The following is a 20836-nucleotide window of genomic DNA, read 5'->3' as shown; positions in this document are numbered from 1 at the left end:
CCTCACTCCTTGAATGTTTTAACTATATTTTCCAAGAATCGAACAAACATTCTTATTTTTCTATTCTACCATAAAATGAAAGGAGCAGGACATCTCCTCTCTGGTTCTTTATGAAAATTTGGGGAATCATTGGACTTGCGTATGAATTGTCATCTTATCTAATCCGTGCTACGGTTGAAATAGAACCCATTATTGAAAGGAAGTGCCAAAATGAACCAACAGTTACCACAAGTGCCCACGAAGTTATTGATTGACGGAAAATGGCTTGAAGGAACAAAAGAGTCGGTTTCGGTTACCAATCCTGCCACTAATGAAGAACTGGTAAAAGTCAGCCAAGGAGGCATCGATGAAACAAAGCAAGCGATCGATGCCGCCGCGAAAGCCTTCACAGATTGGTCAAAACGTTCGCCTCGAGAACGAGCCGATTTGATGAACAAGATTGCTGATTTAATGGAACAAGAAAGCGACCGTTTGGCAAAAATTATGAGCATGGAACAAGGAAAACCATTAAAGGAGGCAGAGGCAGAAATCCAATCCAACGTAGACAATTTCCGTTGGAATGCCGCCGAAGCACAACGGGTCTACGGCGAAGTGATTCCAGCTCCTGCACACAATCATTGGCTGGTGCGAAAAGAAGCCATCGGTGTTGTTGGTGCGATCACGCCTTGGAACTTTCCTTCCAATATGATTGCTCGAAAAATCGCTCCTGCCATGGCAGTTGGCTGTACCCTTGTTATGAAACCATCTAAAGAAACACCCCTATCAGCATTGGCTTTAGGTGAACTTTTTCAACAAGCGGGCCTTCCTGACGGAGTCGTCAATATCGTCTTAGGGGATTCTTCTGAAATCGGGAAAGAATTGACTGAGAACAAACAAGTCAAAAAAATCACCTTTACCGGCTCCACGAAAGTTGGGATGAAATTATACGAACAAGCTGCACCAACTCTGAAAAAAGTTTCATTGGAGTTAGGCGGCCATGCCCCGTTTCTTGTTTTTGCTGATGCTGATTTAGATTTAGCTGCTGAAAAATTAATTGCAGCAAAATTCCGCAACAACGGTCAGGTCTGTACATCCCCCAATCGAATTTTTGTCGAAGAATCCATCAAAGAAGCCTTTACTAAAAAGCTATTAGGGCAAATGGAAGCCGTAACTGTTGGTAATGGTTTAGAGAACCCCACCGTTGGTCCTTTGATCAATCAAGCAAGCGTTAAAAAAATCATCGACCAGCTGGAAGACGCGGTAAATAAAGGGGCTAAAGTCTTATTCGGTGGGAAGAAGCTTACTGAAGGTGAATACGAAAAAGGCAACTTCTTTGCACCAACGGTCATCGACGGCATCACTCCTGACATGACTATTTACTATGAAGAAACCTTTGGACCCGTGATTCCATTGATCTCATTTACGGATCGACAAGCAGTCATCGCTGCGGCAAATGATACGGAATTTGGATTAGCCTCTTACTTCTTTTCAACGAATCTGCAAACAATCTCGGATGTAGCCCAAAACCTCCAATATGGGATGGTTGGGGTCAATGACATTGCGATCTCAAACCCGGCGGCTCCCTTCGGCGGCGTCAAACATTCCGGTTTTGGTCGTGAAAACGGCAAATATGGTCCTGAAGAATACGTGACTGTCAAATTTATCGCCATTGATGCCCAGTAAGAAAAAAAGTCAGGCGCGTTTGCCTGACTTTTTTCTTACAAAGCATTTTGTTTTACTAACATTAAGTAAGAATGTATACTTCATTCTATGACAATAGAAAAGGTGGAATACTATGACAAAATTTCTTGATACGATCAAACAGCGCCGTTCAATCTATGGATTAGGCAAAGATGTTTCACTCTCAGATACAGAAATCGAAGCCATCGTGAAAGAAGCAGTAAAAAACAGCCCAACTGCTTTTAACGCACAATCGCCACGTGCCGTGATTTTATTTGGCGATGCCCACGAAAAATTATGGACGTTAACGGAGGTTGCTTTAGAACCATTGACACCACCGGAGGCGTTTGAAGCAACGAAACAAAAACTTGCTGGCTTTAAAGCAGGTTATGGGACCGTTCTATTCTTTATTCACACAGATACCGTTAAGAACTTGCAAGACCAATTTGCCCTTTATGCAGATAACTTCCCGGTCTGGGCAGAACAATCGAATGGGATTGCCCAAGCGAATGTTTGGGTAGCTTTAGAAGAAGCCGGATTAGGCGCCAACTTACAACATTATAATCCAGTAATTGATGATGCTGTTGTAGCTGAATGGTCAATTCCTGAAAATTGGCAGCTGCGGGCCCAATTAGTTTTTGGTTCAAAACAAAGCGAACCAAATGAAAAAGAATTTTTAAATGATGACGAACGTTTCCGCGTTTTCCATTAAAAACGATTCCCGATTTTAAAAAAAAGACCCTTGATTACGGCCACATACGGCAGCAATCAAGGGTCTTTTAGTCATTTTTTCCTTGATCATGATCGACCAGAATATCGATCGGTGTTCCTTCATTCAAGTGCTCCGACAAAAAAACCACCAATTCAGCTAACGGTTGTTTGAATTTCATTAATGGTCCCCGCATCCCTTTTCGAAAATAGTTCATCTTGATGGGCTGCCCTTCCTTTTCTTGAAATAATACGACCCGATCAATGTCTTGGTACAGTACCCCTTTAATACTCATTGGATGGACAATAATTCGATCTAGGGCTAACCCGCGGCTGTCTAGCACAAAGCTTAAAAAGACAAAACCTGAAACGATTCCTCGCACCTGATTATCCAATTGGTCATCCATCATCAACATGGATAGGATAATCATTACTGAAAAGATCGTAATAGCGATTTTGCTTAGTTTGCGCTCAACAGCAATAAAGTGAATCTCTTTGCGTACCACCAATAAATAGAGGTACAAAACGATCGTAAAGGCACACATCAATAGCGTTAACCCACTCATAAAACTCTCCGTTCTGTTTTCTTTTCCCTATTTTACCAAAAAATGATCTGTTACAAAAGGCTTAGCCTATTTCCTAGGTTTTTTGATATCTATTTTCACCAGAATTCGGTACAATAAGAAAAAAAGGAGGAATTATCATGAATGCATTTTTTGATAAATTACAACGCTATGACTTGCTTCGTGCCGTCGTATATATCGTCTTCGGCTTCATTATCTTGATTGCACCACGATCTGTTTTCAACACGATCGTTTATCTCGTTGCCGGATACATCGCATGTCTAGGAATCATCAGCTTGTATACGAGCTACAAAGAAAAACAAAAGGGCTATCACAATGTGCAGTCGGTCTCTGGTATCTTACTGTTGATTGCTGCAGCTGCGATTTTAGTTTTTGCTAAAGGATTACTTGCCATCGTGCCATTTTTCTTAGGGATTATGATCACCATCAGCGGATGCACCCGCTTAATGGCAAGCTTTAACCAAAAACGCATTGGTTTACCTTACATCACGAGCTTAATCATCAGTCTTTTGATTATTGCTGCTGGACTCGTTCTCGTATTGAATCCATTCGCCACTTGGCTACTGTTCTTCCAAATTTTTGGCGGTATCTTGATTTTCATGGGGGCATCCGACGCTATTAATCATTTTCAACGAAAAAGAGCCTAATAAATGAGAATGTTTTAAAATTTTCTACGAATCTAACATCTACATGTAGACTTTTCCCGCTATTCCTTTTAAAATAGGAGATATCAAACAGTCAGTCCATTGAGAGGCGGGAGGTGCGACATGAAGAAAATTAAGCAAGAAGCAAAACATCCAAATGATGTGCCGGTAATTTTTTTGACCGATGCAACTGGCAAAGTCGTACGAAAAATCTCGATCAATGAGTGGCGTGCGTTAAAAGCGAATCCAGAACAAATCGAAGAAGTCGATATCAAATTGTATCGTGAAGCGATCAGTTTCTATCTTCAAGAAGACTATGCGAAAGCAAAAGATCTCTTGCACTTCTTGATCAATAAAACGGACTATAGTCATTACGAATATGTTGAACGATTAGCCAATATCTATCGCATCGAAAATCGTCCTGCTAAAGAAAAAGTCCTATTGCTGACTGCTTATCATGCAATCAAACCGTTAGAATCCTCTGAAGGAATTCTAAGAAGGATCGAAAATCGATTACAAAAAATCGATGCCTTTGATTTTCCAACTTCGACACAATTCAGTCATTAAAAAAGCAGCTATCTTTCGATAGCCGCTTTTTTTATGCTTCTGGCAGTTTACGCAAAAGACGTAACCCGTTAAACAATACGATCAATGTACTGCCTTCATGGGCAAATACCCCCAACCCAATGTTCATCAAGCCGAATAGATTCAAGCCGACTAATAACGCGACGATAAACATGGAGAAAAAAATATTTTGCCAAATGATCCGATCCATCTTCTTCGCTAAGCGATAGGCATATGCAAAACGCGAAAGATCATTCTTCATGATCACTGCGTCTCCTACTTCAATCGCAACATCTGACCCTTCCCCCATCGCAAAGCCGATGTCTGCTTGAACAAGTGCAGGGGCATCATTGATACCATCACCCACCATGGCGGTTTGTCCGTATGCTTCTTGGAGTGCTCGTACCGCTTCCGCTTTGTTCTCAGGCAAAACATTGGCAGCCACTTGGTCAACCTTTAAGCGCTGACCGATTGCTTCACCAGCAGAAGCACTGTCTCCGGTGATCATAACAGTATGGATACCTTCATTTTTCAAATAATGAATCACAGAAGCTGCCTGTTCGTTCGGCTCATCCATCAATGCGATGATCGCCGTAACCTCTTCGTTGATGGAAAACACGACCATTGTTTTTCCTTGCGCTTCCAATTGACGGTACTGTTGCTCCATCAAACCTGTTAACTGGGTGTTTTCGGTTCTTTTTCCTAATCGATAGGTTTTTGTTCCTGCGACGGCACCTAAACCGGAACCAATCTCGTTTGTGACAGTCAACTGTTCGATTTCTCGTATTTTCTCTGTCTTCTCGAAATAAGTAACGATCGCATCTGCTAATGGGTGGTTGGCTTGCTTTTCCATCGAAACGATGACCGCTGCTGCCTCTGCTCGATCGATCGTATCAGCGAAAACGGCTTCCGTGACTGTAGGTTTTCCGACGGTCAAAGTTCCCGTTTTGTCAAAAGCCACCGCTTTGATCTGAGCGAAATTGGTCAAGTAATTGCTCCCTTTAAAAAGAATCCCTTTTTTCGCTAGATTCGAGATCGCCGATAAACTAGCAGGGACGGCGCTTGCCGCTAAAGCACAAGGAGAAGCCGCAATCATCATTACGATCCCACGATAAAAACTTGTATACCAATCCCAACCAAAGAGAAACGGTGCAGTCAAAATGAACAAAGGAACTGCAATGAAAACAACTGTTACATAGATTGGTTCGATTTTTTTGATTCGTGTTTCGGTCGGTGATTGATTTGATTGCGCCGCTTCCACCACTGAAAGAATTTTTGCGAAGACTGTTTCAGAGCTGTCTTTCGTGACTTCCATCAAAAATGTGCCGTTTCCATTAATCGTACTCCCATAGACTTCGTCTCCTGTAGTCTTTTCTCGAGGAATACTTTCCCCATTGATCGAAGCTTCATTGATGGCACTCGTTCCAGAAAGGATTACGCCATCTGTTGCTAACTGATCACCAGGTAGCACTTGCAAAATATCTCCTTTTTTTATCTCAGAAGCGGCAATTTTTTTGGCTTTCCCATCCGGACCCACCAAACGGGCTTCCGTGGGATTCAATTTGAGAAGATTGGTGATTTCTCGTCGACTTTGTCCCTCGGCGTATTCTTCTAAGAAGTGAGCGCCTGCAAAAATCAAAATCAACAAAGCTGCTTCATTAAAATTTCCTATGACCATGGAACCAATCGCTGCCAACAACATCAAAAGATGTACATTCGGTGTGAATCGCCGATTGGCTCTGGTACTCTTTATGGTATCCTCGATTCCTTCCCACGAAATGTGATAACCTGCTAATAAAACCGCAGCAAAATAAAACCCATCTTTCACCCATTGGTTCGGAACAAAAAGTGCCAGTATAAAGAGCAGTAAGCCTACAAAATAAATGTTACGTGGGAGAGTCCCATGATCGTGAGTATGAGAATGCCCCTCCGTTTTTGTGTGATCATGTTGACAAGTATGTTCAGCCATCATTAAAACCTCCTCTAGTCCATCTGTCATATGAACGATCAATCATATTTATAGACTTATTATATATGAATAAACAATCATATGTCAACCGAAAGAAGTTTTTCTTGTGAAATGTAAGCGTTTTGGGTTTTGTGATTCCTTATGGCATGCTAGAATAAACTTAGGAGAGAAAGGAGTGTTGGTTATGAGAACATTTACTGGCGGTATTTCACTAAGTCCCCCATTAAAAATGTTAAAAGAAAAATTAATGATCGAACAAGATGAAATTCTTACCTTTTCACCCACGATGGTCTTTATCCCTTTAGCACAACATATTGGTGCTCCGGTGGAACCGATTGTTTCCGTTGGTGATTACGTCAAGCAAGGGCAAGTGATCGCTGAGTCTGATGCGTTTGTATCTGCCAAAATTCATGCATCTGTTTCGGGTAAAATCGTCGACATGGTCGATTGGCCGAATCAAAACAATGAAGAAGGAAAAACCATCATCATTGAAAATGATTATGCTTATCAAAATGATTTTTTGTCAGCCCCCTTCGACTGGCAATCTGCTGCTAACGAAACCATCCTCAACAAAATCCGTCAAGGCGGCGTCGCCGGCAAAGGCGGTGCAACGTTTCCCACCCATGTCAAATTCAGTATTGATGAAACCAAAAAAATCCATACTTTGATCTTAAATGGTTCTGAATGTGAACCGTTCTTACGCAGTGATGCTTTCTTAATGCAAAAAGAAGCCCAGAAAATCATTCACGGTGCAAAGATTGCCCAAAAGTTACTGGATGGTCCAAAAATCATAATAGGCATCGAAGATGACAAACCAAGAGCCATTTCAGCCATGCAAGCCGCAAGTGCAGAGGATGACACGATAGAAGTCGTTACTGTCCCAACTGTTTATCCAACCGGTGGTGAAAAGCAGTTAGTAGAGTTATTGACCGATCAAGAGGTGCCGTTAGGTGGTTTGACTGCCGATATCGGTATCGTCTTGATCAATGTTGCCACCAGCTTTGCCATCGGCGAAGCGGTCTGTTATGACAAACCGTTGATTGAACGCTATACAACCGTTACCGGCGATGTTCAAAATCCCTGCATCGTCAAAAATCCGTTAGGAACACTCGCAGGAGAATTGATCGACTTTGCCGGCGGCTTTCAAGGAGCCCCCAGCAAATTGATTCTTGGTGGACCAATGATGGGAAAATCCGTCAAAACCTTGAAAGTTCCGGTCACCAAAGGCAGCAACGGCATCGTTGTTTTTAATGAAGAAACCGATTGGCTCTATGCCGAAAACCCCTGTATTCGCTGCAACAAATGTGTCGAAGCTTGTCCAATGCGCCTCATGCCAATGGAGATTGATCAGTTTTATCGAGCGGGGGATTATCAAAAGTGTGAAGAATTATTGGCAGAAGCATGTATCAATTGTGGTGCCTGTACCTTCGTCTGCCCAGCTAAACGTTCCTTAGCTGCCAATATCACTGCCGCAAAAGGCAAAGTTGCCCAGTTGCAAAAGGAGGCGAAGGAAAGTGCCTGATTATTACAAGGATTCCGATAGCGAACGTCTCTTTCAGCAAAGGAAAAATCAAGAAACACCCCCAAGCCCCCATATTCGCAGCAATGACGAGACCATTAAAATCATGGGGTGTGTGGTATTAGCCTTGCTGCCAGCAGTTTTATTCTCTGGCTACCTTTTTGGATTGAAAGTTTATGGCTTGTTTTTCATTGCACTAGCCACGGCGTTTGCTGCCGACGGACTTTGGTCCTATCTTGTCAAACGGCCGTTTCGCTTCGATTTAAGCATCGTCGTGACGGCCTTGCTTTTAACGATGAACCTCCCACCAACCGCACCTTGGTATTTTCCCGTGATTGGGGTGGCGTTTGCCGTAATCATCGTCAAAGAATTTTTTGGCGGTATTGGTTATAATTTTCTAAATCCAGCCCTCGGCGGTCGAGCCCTGTTGATTGGCTTGTTTTATAACCAAATGTTTCTAATCAGTTGGCCTGATCCACCTTTTGGCAGCATCGCACCTGATGTCGTTTCGCAGGCTACAGCGAACGATGTTGTTTCTGGTGCCACACCATTAGCTGTCATGAAAGCAGGAGAAACGTTGAGTGGCTCTGAACTAGTGGATGCCTTTTTAGGATTTACCGGAGGACGAATCGGTGAAACCAGTGCCTTACTTTTACTGTTGGGTGGGATTTTTCTCGTTTACAAGAAAATCATCTCCCCTCGTATCCCACTGATTATCTTTGCGACGATCGGGCTCTTTGCTTTTATCCTTGGTCCAGAAGGACTTTTTACTGGCAGTTGGCAAACGGTCATCGGTCATATCATCAGTGGTGGTGCCATGTTGGGTGCGATTTATATGGCGACTGATTATTCTTCGACACCAGGAACAAAAGCAGGAGAAAATCTTTTTGCCTTAGGCGTTGGCCTCCTCGTTGTGCTCTTCCGTTTCTTTGGTTTTACAAATGAAGGCATGAGCTATGCCATCTTGATCATGAATTGTTTCACCCCACTTATTGATCGCTTCTTCCGCCTTCGCATATTAGGGGAAGGAAAAAAGACCCCGTTCAACCTTAAAATCATGAGCTAAATCGTAAAAAAGGAGGGTTCCTTATGATGATCGCCAATCGGCTAGTGGTCTTTCTAGTCATTCTACTCACAAATTACGCCTGTCAAAATTTGGCACCGACCGTCAAAGAGAAAAAACCGAACGTGACGACACGGGTGGTTTTCCTCTCAGGGATCATTGCGGTCGCTTACTTGTTCAGTGGGTTAAGCTTTTATCTTTTACTTCAAAATCGTTTCGTCTATGGCAATCAAGTGGTCACCAACTTGGTAAGTGCTGCCATCATCGCCTTGATTGCGGGGGGCTTGTGTTTACTGATCGTTCCTGCAAAAAAACGTTTCTTGACGACTGATCTAAAAAAAACGCTCCTAGTCAATGTTCTCTTGCTGACGATCGCCACCGTGACCCAATTTCCCTATACCGATTATTTAACCAATTTATTTGTTGCTGTAGGCATGTATTTCCTCTTTTCTTGTGCTTTGTCAGGGGTTCATACACGGAATCAAATTGCCACGATTCCGCCAATTCTAAAAGGTTTACCGCTGGATATCGTAACACTTTTTCTATTCTATCTAAGCTTTTCCTTTCTCAATGGTGTCTTCTTCAATTATTTATTCTAAACAAAAAGCAAGTCCCGCTTTGGAAGCGGAACTTGCTTATTTTTTGCGGAATAACTCTCTGAAGGAACCGATCAAAAAACCAGTCGAAAAAGCATTTTGTGCTTTTTGCTCTTTTTCAGCAGCGATTTTTTGTCGGGTTCGCAGCCCCTTATTGGCATTTTCGGACTTCTTCCCTTCACGGAGTTCTTTCGAAGCCTTTTGAAACTCATTTGAGAAACGATTATACCCAACCATGTCGTTTCCCTCCTTTCTTTGTGCTTGACCTATAATAACGAGGATTTATTATAGGAATTGCCTTTCTGATGCAAATCAGGTAACATAACAGACAGAAAGATGATTTATCCCAGGTTTATCAGAAAGGAAGATCCCATGAACGAAACCCACACTGGATTGTTAGTCAATAGCCGCGTTTTTCAAGAAACGCCAATGATGCTGACAGGTATCCAACTTTTAGAAGACCACAAAATCGTAAATTGCATTATTAAGGATCGCTACTTAGCCAGCTATGTCTTACGCCTTCCATTAAATAAATACCAATTAGAAGTTGAAGGAAAATGGAACAAGCGGGAACAGTTAGTGATCAAACATATGAAGATCAAGAATATCGATGAATTTATTAAAATCGTCGGTACGCCAGAATAACAGGACTCACGAAAAGCAAGTGCAGACAACTGCCCTTGCTTTTTTTCTGAAAAAATCCAGCTGATTTTTCCCGCGTGTTCCTCCGATGTTTATCGCGACATTCTGGTAAACCGATCGATCAAGGCTTTTTGCTCCTCTTTGATACCGATCGCCAACGGTTTGATCATTAATTTGACAGTGGACGAAGGTGTCTGAATCTGAACTTTTTTATTTACCACACCGCCTAGTTGTAATTTTGTGATCTCATGGATCATAATTGTCTGCATCCCTTTTTCATGAAATTGCAGATCTAACTGAATCAAGTGGATTTTTTCTTCGTCAACCACCACGATAAAATACTTTGGTGTTGGCAGGGCAATCATTTTGGCTTCCTCGGCATAACCAGCCAGTTTTCCATGGAACTTCGCACGGTAGCTTTCTAAATCATCTTTTTTCACGATCCATTTCATCAAAAGCCACATCCTTCCTTAGATACCTTAAGGATACCTGCAGAAAACGCTTTTGCACAACAATATGCCTGCTTGTTTCCTCACATAGCCCCATTCAACACGTTTGATCATCAAAGACTTTTCCTCTAGACATAGACGTTTTTGTCACCACGACTGCTGAGTCAAGCAAAAAGACAGCGAGGCGCTTAGTGCCCTTCGCTGTCTTTATTTGGATAGTAGTGTTGGAAAAGTCGCAGAAAAATCGGTGCCAGCATCAAATAAAAGATGCCATTCCCCGCTGCATGCAACGCATCAAAGCTCACTCCTTGAAAATAGTAAGCCCAAAAACTAGGAAACCCATAAAGCTTGACACTGATCCAAGATATCACAAAGCCATACGCAAAACCTGCAAATACACTATAAATGACTTGTAAATACAACTTTTTCATAAACAGTTTGCTTTTTGATAATAGATACATTCCAAAAATTACGACGGCATAGCTAATCAATTGGGCAATCGTCCATACCCCCATTCCCATGTAAAAATTGGTAATCAGCATCGAGAGCAGACAAACGATCAATCCACGACTAAGACCTAAATGGATGGTTACTAATAAAAAGATCACCGTCATTGGTTGAACATTGGGTAAAGGTTGAAAAAGTGTCCTGCCGACGACGGCTGCTGCTACAAGCAACCCTAAATAAGCAATTTCTTTTCCAGCAAATACAAGTGGTTTATTCGAATTTTTCATAGGTGAAAACCACTTTATCGTTGTTTCCTAAAAAGGTATCATCTGCCCCAGTCGTAATCATTTCATCATTGATCGTATATGTCCAATAATAGCCAGCTTTTTCATCTTGGGCTAAACCGTCGATGCTGGTGATCATCCCTTGATTTTCTTCCAAGTCAAAGTTCTCTTTCATGATAGTCATCAAAGAAACCCCTTCTTTAAAAGTGACCGTTTTGGTTTCGATCTCCTGGTCTTGCTCTTCACTTTTATTATTGAAGCTGATTTGGGCAGTGCGCTCTTCGGCATTTTGTTGGACTGACGAAGAGTCACTAGAGGAGTTACCCGCATCCATCGATGGTTTGGCACATCCGGTAAAAACCAGACTTAGTAAAAAAATATAACTAAAAATTACTGTTTTCTTCATAATAATGGCTCCTTTGATTTTTTTTACAACACCTTATTGTACTAAAAATAAATAAAAAAGGCGAAATTTTTTTGTTCCCCTCTATAGAAAGCATTGTAAATCCATGTGACTATGGGTATACTAGCTTCAATCATTCGTAAGAAGAAATGAAGGAGTGTTGGAAAGATGGATAGAAAAAAAGCGTCCTGTACCACTTTACTAGTAGGAAAAAAAGCATCGATTGACGGCTCGACCCTGATTGCCCGTAATGAAGATTCAGGGAGCGGTTCGGAACCGCAAAAATTCGTCGTCATCACTCCAGAACAGCAAGGAAATGAATTTTACGCCGTTTTAAGCGGCTGTCGAATCCGTTTACCTAAGGATCCCTTACGTTATACTTCGACACCTGAAGCAGATGAATCCCAAGGAGTCTGGGCAGCTTCAGGAATCAATGAAGTAAATATCGCCATGACTGCGACAGAAACGATTACGACCAATTCACGCGTTTTGGCCATTGATCCATATGTGGAAGATGGTATCGGGGAAGCTGATTTCGTCAGCATTGTACTGCCTTACATTCATTCCGCTAAAGAAGGTGTTCTTCGCCTAGGGGAACTCTTAGAAACCTATGGGACCTACGAAGCCAACGGGATCGCGTTTTCTGATGCCGAGGAAATTTGGTATATGGAAACCATCGGTGGACATCACTGGGCAGCTGTTCGCATACCAGATGATGCCTATGTCGTGGCACCCAATCGCTTAAACATTGATCACTTCGATTTCGCCTCAGAAATGACGTTGTGTTCGCAGGATCTCGAACAGTTGATTGAAGACTATCAATTAAATCCTGATTTTGAAGGCATTAATCTACGCCATATTTTTGGCAGCTCCTCAGAAAAAGATACCCGTTACAACAACCCGCGGGCATGGTACATTCAAAAACACTTTAGCGGAACAGTTGCTGAACCGATCGATCAAGAGCTCCCGTTTGTATGCTACCCAAAACAAAAGCTATCCGTGGAAGATGTAAAATGGGCATTGAGCTCCCACTTCCAAAATACGCCTTTTGACCCTTACGGTACAGGGACCGAGACACAAAAAACACAATTTCGATCGATTGCTCTCAATCGCAACCAGCAAGTCCATATTTTGCAGATCCGCAACCACGTGCCTGCAGCAATCGCTGGCATTCATTGGCTCGCCTTTGGCCCCAATACCTTCAACGGCGTTGTGCCCTTTTATGCAGCTATCACTAAGACCCCACTTGGCTATTGTGATACGACAAAGACCTACGATCCAACAAATAGCTATTGGTTAGGACGCACCTTGGCGTTGATTGGGGACAGCGACTACGATCGCTATAGTGATCTTGCCAACCGTTTTGAAATGGAAACGATGGCGGCTTGTCGCCGCATCCAACAAGAAACTGATCGTAAAGCTTCCGCTGAAAAGGAGCCTACTCGTCTGCTTGAAGAAGCCAACGCTGAGATGGCCGAACTGTATTTAAAAAATGCAACAACGTTACTAGGAAAAATGGTGGAGTCTGGCAGTAATAAAATGGCCTTGCGTTTTTCTTTAGCCGATTAGTCAATCGTTGAAAATAAAAGGATTAACAAAAACTTTACATGGAATTGCAGCAATCTAAACATTGCTCTCCTATACTAAAGATACCAATTCGTTTTCTTTTTCCTTGCTGGTACAAATCAAGCAATTGATTTGTACTGGTCCCCCTATTGAAGACCAGTTGGGAAAAAACGTTGGGAGGAATGAGCATGACTGCAAGTATTTATCGGACTGTCACCAACGAAATTGTTAAAGGTGAAATCATCAAGAGCCAGAGTCAGCAAGATATGCTGATCATTCAAGACAAAAAAGGCTATTTCCATGTCGTTGAACCAATCCCCGCTACTACTACATCAACTCCCCACAGGACCAAAGACTAAAAAATCCACTGGCGATCAGAAAGAATACAGGATCTTTCTGATTGCTCAGTGGGTTCTTTTTTGTTATGTCAAACTCAATGTGAATCGGTTCAATCCATCAATGAGTTTTTCTCGCGAACAGCCAACGTTTAGGCGTAAAAAATTTCTCCCTTCATTCCCATAGATTTCCCCTGACATAATCGCGACTTTTCCCTTACGAATCATTCGTTGCTGCAATTCCACCATCGTTAAATCCAGTGCTGTACAATCAATCCACATAAGATACGTGGCTTCGCTTTTCGTGACCACGAGTTCTGGATGATATTCCTGTAAATAAGCAATCACATAAGCAATGTTATCATCCAGATAGTCATTGAGCTTATCCACCCACTTACTTTCATTATCGTAGGCAGCAATCGTTGCGGTCATGCCAAAAATACTGGTGGAGCTCAACCCATCGGCTTCTTTCAACTGAGTTAAGAAGCGATCACGCAACTTGGAATCAGGAATAATTCCATAAGAATAAATCAACCCTGGGAAATTAAACGTTTTGCTTCCCGAAGTAACAAGGGCTACATTTTTTTGCAACAATTCAATGATTGGTTGATGCCTTTGTCCTTTTCTTACAATATCCATATGAATCTCATCAGAGATGATAAATACATCATGGATTCTCGCCAATTCGATCATTCGTTGCAACTCATCTTTTTGCCAGACTCTCCCAGTTGGGTTATGAGGACTACATAAGAGAAGAACTTTGTTTTCAGGCTGTGCCATCAATCTTGTTAGCTCTTCAAAATCAATGCGATACGAGTTGGCATCATAGATGAGTGCATTAGGTACGATTTTTCTTTTGTTCTCTTTGATCATTTTATAAAACGCATCATACGCTGGCGTCTGAATAATGATCCCATCTCCTGGATTGCTGAGTAAGGTGACGAGTAGTTTGATGCTATACATGACGGAAGGACTGTAGACCAGCCAATCGCTGTCGATCCTACTTTTAAAGCGTTCAGAATACCATTTGCAGACCGCTTGCTTGAATTCATTATGATTCCAACGTGTATACCCAAATACCGGGTGCTGCATCCGCTTGATAAGTGCCGCTTCAACTGCAGCTGGCACCTTGAAATCCGTATCGGAAATCGTAAATGGCAACAAGTTTTTTTCACCAAAACGGTCTTCCACATAATCCCACTGGGTACAATGGGTTCCTTTACGATTGATTGGCTCATCAAAAAACATTTTCTTCACTCCTACTACTTGACAATTTTGCTAAAGAATCGCATCAAGTTGATTTCTGACTGTTGTTACTTTCGTTCCAATGATTACTTGAACGTTCGTATCATCTAAGTGAACGACCCCAAGCGCACCTAGTTTTTTTAGCCGTTCATCATCAACCAATGTACCATCGTTTAGAACGAGGCGTAGCCGTGTAATGCAATTGTCTAAAGAATCAATATTGCTTGCTCCCCCTAAAGCTGCCAAAATACCATGGGCATCGTAGCCACTCTTTCCAGAATAGGTCATTTCCTCTTCCAACTCATTCGTTTGATCGTTGTTCTCTTCTCTACCAGGTGTCTTCAAGTTCTTGCGAAGGATCACTGTTTTAAAAACAAAGTAATACAGGGCAAACCAGCAAGCTCCTACGATCAGAACGAGCCACCATTTTGTATATGCGCCTTGCATCACGCCAAAGATAAGAAAATCAAGCACGCCCCCATCGGTATTTCCAATCGTGACACCCAATAGACTCATTACCATAAATCCAGCACCTGTCATGATGACATGAAAAATCCATAATAAAGGGCTGATGAATAAGAATAAAAATTCGATTGGTTCAGTAATTCCTGTCACAAAAGTTGCAATGACGCCTGAAATCAACAAGCCTTTTATCTTTGAACGATTCTCAGGTTTTGCTGTCTGGTACATAGCTAATGCTGCTGCCGGTAAGCCAAACATAAAGGTTGGCATTTTCCCTTGAGACAAGAACGCCGTTGCACTTGGTGAGATGCTTAAACCGTTTTGTAATTCCGCATAAAAAATATTTAACGCCCCAAAGACTTGCTGACCATCGATCAGCTGACTTCCCCCTGCTTCGGTAAAGCGAATCATGGAAACCAAAATATGGTGTAACCCAAATGGCAGTAATAAGCGCTCACCTGAACCAAATAAGAACGGACCGAAAGGACCAGCTTGTTGGATCAAATGTCCGATTCCTGTGATGATCATAGCAAACAATGGCCAAATCATCGGAATGATCACCCCGACCACAGCTAAAGTAAGCGAGGTGATGATTGGAACAAACCGGGCTCCTGAAAAGAAGGCAAAACTATCTGGCAATTGAAAATGGTAGAAGCGCGTATGCAATTTATAAACGATCAATCCTGCGATAATACCACCTAGAACACCCATTGATAATGTTTGAATGCCAAAAACGATCTCTTGTCCTGCTTCTCGAAGTTGATCTGCAGTAGCTAATTGATTCGTTTCTTGTAAATAAAAATTGATGGATAAATGCATCACGACATAGCCCACAAAGCCTGAAAATGCCGCAACTCCCTTCTCTTTTCGTGCTAGACCTAAAGGAATCGCCATCGCAAACATGACGGGTAAGTAACTAAAGGCAAACCCACCGATCGTTGACATGAAACGAAAAACCACTTGAAGCCAAGAGGCACCTAAAAATGGGAAAACGTCGATCGTTGAAGAAGATGAAAATGAACTACCAATCCCTAAAAATAAACCCATGAATGCGAGTAAAGCGACTGGCAACATAAATGTTTTCCCAAGTCCTTGAAAAATTTCCATCCAGCTTGCTTTCTTTCCTTTTTGCATATCATTTCCTCCTAACACTTTTATCTCTTAAAATGTAAACGATATCAAGAAGGCTTACAATACAGTTACCAAAACAAGAATGACCATTCACAAAATGGAATGGTCATTCCGGAGCAAGTACTTCTTCGATTTGATTGGCGTATTGAATAATTAAAATATCCAGTAACGCTGCTAAAGAGATCCGTGGGCTCAAATCGACTTCATGATGATAAATCGTTGTCATTTCAACAGAAAAAGAGAAGGTGGCAAGCTTTTCCAACGTGCTTGTTGATTGACCAATACAGGCTAAAATCGGCACACCTCTTTGTTTCAACCGGTTAGCATAATTTAGCATCCCGATTGTTTCCCCACTATGACTAATAAAAATAGCCATATCTTTTTTTGATAGTTGATTAGCGATGGTTGTCAATTCATCCCAATCCGTTGAAGCGCCAACCGTTTTTCCTAAGAACCGCAACTTTCGACTCGCAGATAATGCAACCGGCGCACTTTGCCCTAAAGCAAAAAATTCGATTCGTTGTGCTTGCTGCAACATTTCCACGGCACGCTGAAAGTCAGCCTCTTCAATCATTGATAAGGATGTCGTCAGCTGGTCAATCATTTGCTTGATCAGTGGGGATAAGCCAAGAGAAGCTTGAGTAGATGATTTTCTTTCAAGAGTTTGATAATTCTTCAGTGAAAATTTGAATTCTTGAAAACCGGTAAAGCCAAGCTTTTTTGCCATTCTGCTGATCGTCGCTTGACTGGTGTACGTTTGGGAAGCTAACTCATCGGCCGTCATTTCTGAAACTTTCTCGGGCGCCCTTAAACAATAGTTAAGGACCGTTCTTTCTACTCGGTTCAGCTCTGGAATTTTGTATTGGATTCGTTTATATAAATGATTCATCACCTGCTTCTCCTCCCTACTATTGCTTCATTCTTCCGTCTCCACTATGCTTCATTTACTCATTATACCTTCCCTCAACAAAAGTACAAACTGATGATGAATGGCTTGAAATAAAAAAAAGGACTCACCCTTTGAGGAGTGAGCCATCTTTGTTATTTTCTTTGCATCGGTCATCTGTAGACAGTCACTTCAGTAAACTCTTGCCCGTTGCCGTAATCATTTTCTTTCGTTTGACGCTTTCCATCAATTCGTTGTTTGCAACTGGCAAGTCCATTTTCGACATAGTTCACTGTATTTGCAACGATCCTTATTATAGTTGCTAGACCTTTCATCAAGGGATCATTTGATTCCATCCTCTATTCCCCCATTTCTATCACGCTTAAGCCGCTACTGGCTTTTTCTTATAACAAGTATAAAAGAAGTACCTTAAACGAAACTAAAAGAGAAGAACTTCGACAAAAAGAAAAGCAGACTAGTTTCTCTTTTTGGTAAAATATGGTAAATGTAATAGGAAAGGATGATCAGTCTCATGATAAAAACTTTAGTGGTAGCCAGCCATCCGGATTTCCACAATTCGCTTTCCCAACGATTCTTTAGTGAAAGTGCCAAGCTTCCTAACGTCACCATGCATTTCCTTGATGATCTTTCTGATTTTTCTCTCGCCAATGAACGGATGCTGTTGCAAACATGCGATCGTTTGATTCTACAATTCCCCCTATATTGGTACAGCGTTCCAGCAAAAATGAAAGCTTGGATCGATACGGTTTGGGAAAAATGTGCCCCTGCATTGGTGGGCAAGGAAATCAGTTTCGCCGTTTCTACCGGCGTTGCCGCCAAAGAATTTCAGCTAGGCGGCCGAGAAAATACGACCTTCAATGAAATTTTGCACCCACTGGTACTCATGGCAAAAAAACACCAAATGACGGTACTCCCCATCGTTGTCCTCGATCAACTGATGTATAAATCAGAACAAGAGAAACGAGCCTTTGTCATTGCCTATCAGCAACTTTTATTAATGCCGGCTCCCTTTACATTTGATCAAAAGCAACAATGGTTTAGCGAAAAGCTGGCGCGTTTGGTTTCTGAAAAACCGCAGCTTGCTCCTTTGCTATCCTTGTTGCAGGAAAACCATGAAACGTTGATCGAATTAGATGACGCTTTAACTGAATTGGAGGTGCTGTGATGGATCACGAATGGCTGAAGCCACTGATAGAGCAGTCAATAAAAGAAACAGCTGACTATCACGAAAAAGCATTTTTGCAAGAACTAGAGAAGTTGCTTCATCAGCAAGAAATTCGAATCGAATTGAAACAAGGAGAACTTGACGGAAAATTGTGGAATCCTAGTGAATGGTAAAATCTGCACTTGTATCCAAGAAAAAACTTTGTTCCACCTAGCTATAAAACATGCTGGGTGGGCCAAAGTTTTTTTGAATCGTTTCTTTTGCTTGTTAACTAGGATTCGCACATACTCTTTGTAGCAGCGATATAGGCTGCTTGCAAACGTTTCGTGATCGAACCCAATGTACCATTGCCAACTGATTTCCCATCTACTTTGACGATAGGCACAATTTCCCAGACAGAATTGGTCAAAAAACATTCTTGCGCGTTGTTTAGTGCCTCAACAGGGACAGGTTCTTCTCGATAAGGAATTTCTAATTGCTGACACAACTGTAGCACCTTCATTTTCGTGATACCTGGTAATACCAAGCGTCCATCCGGATGTGTATAGACGATACCATCAATGACAAACCAGAGATTTGATGCCGAAGCTTCCGTGAAACATCCATCTCGTTGCAGGAGTGCATCATCGAACCCCGCTTCGATCGCTTGATCTAGCGCTAACAGATTTCCTAACAAGCTCAATGATTTGATATCACAATGCAACCAACGCTCATCTGGAAGAACGGTCGCAGATAGCCCTGCATGCTGCATTTCCAGAGGTCGTTCAAAGGGGATCACATTTGCGGTCACGACTCCTTTGACTGCTCCAGCAGACGGAAACTCGTGATTGCGGGGAGAGGCGATTCCTCTGGTGATTTGAAGATAGATCTCTCCTTCTGTGATTCCTTCGGTTTTAACCAGTAACTTAAGGTTTTCAGTTAATTGGGGAATTGTATAAGGCAACGTCAGTTTAATTTTTTGCGCACTACTTTCTAAGCGAGTCATATGCTCCCCTAACATAAAGCAGCGACCATTATAGATTCGAATCACTTCATAGATTCCGTCACCATACTGATAACCGCGATCTTCAATGTCAATTTTCACCGCTTCTCGATCAACGATTTGATCGTTCCATAAAACCTTCATTTCCTCACTCCTATCGTCCTTCTCGTTTCAATAAGTATAGCATTTGTCTTTAGGCCTTGCTACGTAGTGCTTAAAAACAAAAAAACCTGCTGATGGAGACCGCTCCAACAGCAAGGTAGAACATTTTCGTTATAATGAATCTTTATCAATTACAGATCGTTCTAATTTTCGTTCTTGAAAAAAACGCAACAATGTACCAGACATTGCCATCACGATCGAATACACTGGCAGTGCCACAATCATGCCTACAAATCCAAGCAAGTTGCCGGCAATCAATAATAAGAAAACCGCAATGATTGGATGGATATGCAATACTTTTTTCATCACTAATGGTGAAACAAGATATGATTCACCTAACTGAATGATCGTGATTCCGACAATCAGAAAAATAGCTGTTCGAATGTCTTGACTTAACGCAAATAAAAAGGCTGGTGCTGCTCCGATAAAGGGGCCGAAATAAGGAATAATGTCCAGAACGCCGCAAATTAATCCTAATAGTAAGGCATTTTGTAAGCCTAGCAAAGAAAAAATGAAATAGCTTGAAACCGCAACATAAGAACAAACCAGCAATTTCCCACCGATGTACGCTGACGCTGCTTGATGAAAATCACTACAAAGTTGTCGCATTAAGCCTTGATAGTTTTTCGGTGTCTTACTTGCCAAAAAATCAGGAACTTTCTCACCGTCTTTAAACATATACACTAATAACAGTGGGATCGTAAACAAGACGATCGCTGAATGAGAAACGATGGAGATCAAACTCGTCAGACTATTGGTTGCCCCGGTAATAAACTGTAAGGCAAAGTTGCTAGCTTGGGAAATATCAATCGAATCAATAAAAGGACCAAATAATTCTTCTAAATAAGAATGATCAATAGTATCGATCACCAAATTGATGATGATGGGAATTTGATTGATAAAACGCCCCATCTCATAGGCTAATGCTGGTCCAATCACCTGAACGATCAAATACGCTGCAAAAACGATCAGCAGCAATGTCGAATATAGCGCAATGCTTTTCTTTTTCGTTCTTTTTTTTACCCAATTAAAGAAAGGTAAAAAGATGTAAAAAATAAAAATTGAAATCAATACTGGTAAAAAGACACTAGAAAAGATGGCTTCCAGTGGTCGAAAGACAAACAGTATATTTGAATAGATCCAGACCGCGATCCCTAAGAGACAGACGATCACTAGACCTGCAAAAATTTTTGATTTTTTAAGAAACTCCAATAATAAATCCTCCTGATTCTAGAAAGTAATTCAACTTCTTTCAGTTTAGCATAATTTTAAAAACGAAGGATGATTTCAAGAAGAATTTTTCAAAAATCCATGTTTTTCATAGCAAACTTTCAATTAATTTAATTTTTT

The 20836-nt window shown here is 41.6% G+C and carries 24 protein-coding genes; 12 read left to right on the top strand and 12 right to left on the bottom strand.

The genetic code is table 11. The features are described 5' to 3' along the window. Positions 1-210: 210 nt before the first annotated feature. Positions 211-1662: an NAD-dependent succinate-semialdehyde dehydrogenase gene (locus IGI94_RS07600; protein WP_008381925.1), complete on the top strand. Its 1452-nt coding sequence runs from the start codon at positions 211-213 to the stop codon at positions 1660-1662. Between the two features lie 112 nt (positions 1663-1774). Then, positions 1775-2371 (top strand): nitroreductase family protein, encoded by a 597-nt coding sequence (locus IGI94_RS07595; protein ID WP_008381927.1) that lies wholly within the window; start codon positions 1775-1777, stop codon positions 2369-2371. 67 nt (positions 2372-2438) lie between these two features. On the opposite strand, the gene IGI94_RS07590 is transcribed toward IGI94_RS07595, so the two are convergent. Next, positions 2439-2933, bottom strand: a complete 495-nt coding sequence (locus IGI94_RS07590; protein ID WP_005236128.1) for a hypothetical protein — start codon at positions 2931-2933, stop codon at positions 2439-2441. A gap of 137 nt (positions 2934-3070) precedes the next feature. Between IGI94_RS07590 and IGI94_RS07585 the strand changes: the two genes are divergently transcribed. Together IGI94_RS07585 and IGI94_RS07580 are read left to right on the top strand one after the other, a co-directional pair. After that, entirely contained in the window at positions 3071-3598 is a 528-nt protein-coding gene (locus IGI94_RS07585; RefSeq protein WP_438899611.1) for an HdeD family acid-resistance protein, read from the top strand. Between the two features lie 120 nt (positions 3599-3718). Next, positions 3719-4162: a hypothetical protein gene (locus IGI94_RS07580; RefSeq protein ID WP_438899610.1), complete on the top strand. Its 444-nt coding sequence runs from the start codon at positions 3719-3721 to the stop codon at positions 4160-4162. 31 nt (positions 4163-4193) lie between these two features. Here IGI94_RS07580 and IGI94_RS07575 read toward each other — a convergent pair whose 3' ends face one another. Further along, on the bottom strand, positions 4194-6128 hold the full coding sequence (locus IGI94_RS07575) for a heavy metal translocating P-type ATPase (protein ID WP_139960490.1): 1935 nt from the start codon (positions 6126-6128) through the stop codon (positions 4194-4196). 184 nt (positions 6129-6312) lie between these two features. Between IGI94_RS07575 and rsxC the strand changes: the two genes are divergently transcribed. The 3 genes from rsxC to IGI94_RS07560 are packed head-to-tail and all read left to right on the top strand — an operon-like array spanning position 6313 to position 9309. Further along, complete coding sequence (rsxC, locus tag IGI94_RS07570; RefSeq protein ID WP_008381935.1) at positions 6313-7650, top strand: electron transport complex subunit RsxC; 1338 nt, start codon at positions 6313-6315, stop codon at positions 7648-7650. Beyond that, the gene (locus tag IGI94_RS07565; protein ID WP_016612117.1) at positions 7643-8713 is read left to right on the top strand and encodes an RnfABCDGE type electron transport complex subunit D; all 1071 of its coding nucleotides are present in this window, start codon (positions 7643-7645) and stop codon (positions 8711-8713) included. The genes rsxC and IGI94_RS07565 overlap by 8 nt, the downstream gene beginning before the upstream one ends. 23 nt (positions 8714-8736) lie before the next feature. Then, positions 8737-9309, top strand: a complete 573-nt coding sequence (locus tag IGI94_RS07560; RefSeq protein WP_008381938.1) for a hypothetical protein — start codon at positions 8737-8739, stop codon at positions 9307-9309. A gap of 36 nt (positions 9310-9345) precedes the next feature. On the opposite strand, the gene IGI94_RS07555 is transcribed toward IGI94_RS07560, so the two are convergent. Then, positions 9346-9543, bottom strand: a complete 198-nt coding sequence (locus tag IGI94_RS07555; RefSeq protein WP_438899609.1) for a hypothetical protein — start codon at positions 9541-9543, stop codon at positions 9346-9348. 135 nt (positions 9544-9678) lie between these two features. Here IGI94_RS07555 and IGI94_RS07550 point away from each other — a divergent pair, with 135 nt between their 5' ends. Beyond that, positions 9679-9951 carry a hypothetical protein gene (locus tag IGI94_RS07550; RefSeq protein ID WP_005226206.1) on the top strand — a complete coding sequence of 91 codons (273 nt, stop codon included), beginning with the start codon at positions 9679-9681 and terminating at the stop codon, positions 9949-9951. Between the two features lie 89 nt (positions 9952-10040). Here the strand turns inward: IGI94_RS07550 and IGI94_RS07545 are convergent, their stop codons facing one another. The 3 genes from IGI94_RS07545 to IGI94_RS07535 all read right to left on the bottom strand — a co-directional run bounded on the left by IGI94_RS07545 (position 10041) and on the right by IGI94_RS07535 (position 11534). After that, complete coding sequence (locus IGI94_RS07545) at positions 10041-10412, bottom strand: hypothetical protein (protein ID WP_005236147.1); 372 nt, start codon at positions 10410-10412, stop codon at positions 10041-10043. A 173-nt stretch (positions 10413-10585) separates the two neighbouring features. Further along, a complete protein-coding gene (locus IGI94_RS07540) occupies positions 10586-11131 on the bottom strand; it encodes an ECF transporter S component (protein ID WP_016612116.1) in 546 nt (181 codons plus the stop codon). Beyond that, on the bottom strand, positions 11115-11534 hold the full coding sequence (locus tag IGI94_RS07535) for a DUF4430 domain-containing protein (RefSeq protein WP_438899608.1): 420 nt from the start codon (positions 11532-11534) through the stop codon (positions 11115-11117). The genes IGI94_RS07540 and IGI94_RS07535 overlap by 17 nt, the downstream gene beginning before the upstream one ends. Before the next feature lie 165 nt (positions 11535-11699). Between IGI94_RS07535 and IGI94_RS07530 the strand changes: the two genes are divergently transcribed. Both IGI94_RS07530 and IGI94_RS07525 read left to right on the top strand, forming a co-directional pair. Beyond that, positions 11700-13100: a C69 family dipeptidase gene (locus IGI94_RS07530; RefSeq protein ID WP_086317380.1), complete on the top strand. Its 1401-nt coding sequence runs from the start codon at positions 11700-11702 to the stop codon at positions 13098-13100. Positions 13101-13285: 185 nt separating this feature from the next. Further along, complete coding sequence (locus IGI94_RS07525; RefSeq protein ID WP_005236154.1) at positions 13286-13456, top strand: hypothetical protein; 171 nt, start codon at positions 13286-13288, stop codon at positions 13454-13456. Between the two features lie 63 nt (positions 13457-13519). Here IGI94_RS07525 and IGI94_RS07520 read toward each other — a convergent pair whose 3' ends face one another. The 4 genes from IGI94_RS07520 to IGI94_RS07505 form a co-directional block, all read right to left on the bottom strand. Next, positions 13520-14680 (bottom strand): MalY/PatB family protein, encoded by a 1161-nt coding sequence (locus tag IGI94_RS07520; RefSeq protein WP_086317378.1) that lies wholly within the window; start codon positions 14678-14680, stop codon positions 13520-13522. A 30-nt stretch (positions 14681-14710) separates the two neighbouring features. After that, a complete protein-coding gene (gene malX, locus IGI94_RS07515) occupies positions 14711-16273 on the bottom strand; it encodes a maltose/glucose-specific PTS transporter subunit IIBC (RefSeq protein ID WP_008381946.1) in 1563 nt (520 codons plus the stop codon). A gap of 103 nt (positions 16274-16376) precedes the next feature. Further along, positions 16377-17159 (bottom strand): MurR/RpiR family transcriptional regulator, encoded by a 783-nt coding sequence (locus IGI94_RS07510; RefSeq protein WP_144330333.1) that lies wholly within the window; start codon positions 17157-17159, stop codon positions 16377-16379. A gap of 170 nt (positions 17160-17329) precedes the next feature. After that, a complete protein-coding gene (locus IGI94_RS07505; RefSeq protein ID WP_008381949.1) occupies positions 17330-17512 on the bottom strand; it encodes a hypothetical protein in 183 nt (60 codons plus the stop codon). Between the two features lie 164 nt (positions 17513-17676). Here IGI94_RS07505 and IGI94_RS07500 point away from each other — a divergent pair, with 164 nt between their 5' ends. Together IGI94_RS07500 and IGI94_RS07495 are read left to right on the top strand one after the other, a co-directional pair. Then, complete coding sequence (locus IGI94_RS07500; protein ID WP_035007267.1) at positions 17677-18342, top strand: NAD(P)H-dependent oxidoreductase; 666 nt, start codon at positions 17677-17679, stop codon at positions 18340-18342. Then, positions 18342-18515 carry a hypothetical protein gene (locus IGI94_RS07495; protein WP_005236169.1) on the top strand — a complete coding sequence of 58 codons (174 nt, stop codon included), beginning with the start codon at positions 18342-18344 and terminating at the stop codon, positions 18513-18515. Before IGI94_RS07500 ends, IGI94_RS07495 begins: the two co-directional genes overlap by 1 nt. Before the next feature lie 98 nt (positions 18516-18613). On the opposite strand, the gene dat is transcribed toward IGI94_RS07495, so the two are convergent. Continuing rightward, entirely contained in the window at positions 18614-19468 is an 855-nt protein-coding gene (dat, locus tag IGI94_RS07490; RefSeq protein ID WP_008381954.1) for a D-amino-acid transaminase, read from the bottom strand. A gap of 129 nt (positions 19469-19597) precedes the next feature. Then, positions 19598-20698 carry an AI-2E family transporter gene (locus IGI94_RS07485; protein WP_008381956.1) on the bottom strand — a complete coding sequence of 367 codons (1101 nt, stop codon included), beginning with the start codon at positions 20696-20698 and terminating at the stop codon, positions 19598-19600. Between the last annotated feature and the right edge of the window lie 138 nt (positions 20699-20836).

It is taken from the genome of Enterococcus sp. AZ149 (assembly GCF_051714285.1).
GTDB lineage: Bacteria > Bacillota > Bacilli > Lactobacillales > Enterococcaceae > Enterococcus_D > Enterococcus_D entomosocium.
The sequence above is the reverse complement of the archived record's forward strand: the minus strand, read 5'-3'. Positions and strand labels throughout refer to the sequence as shown.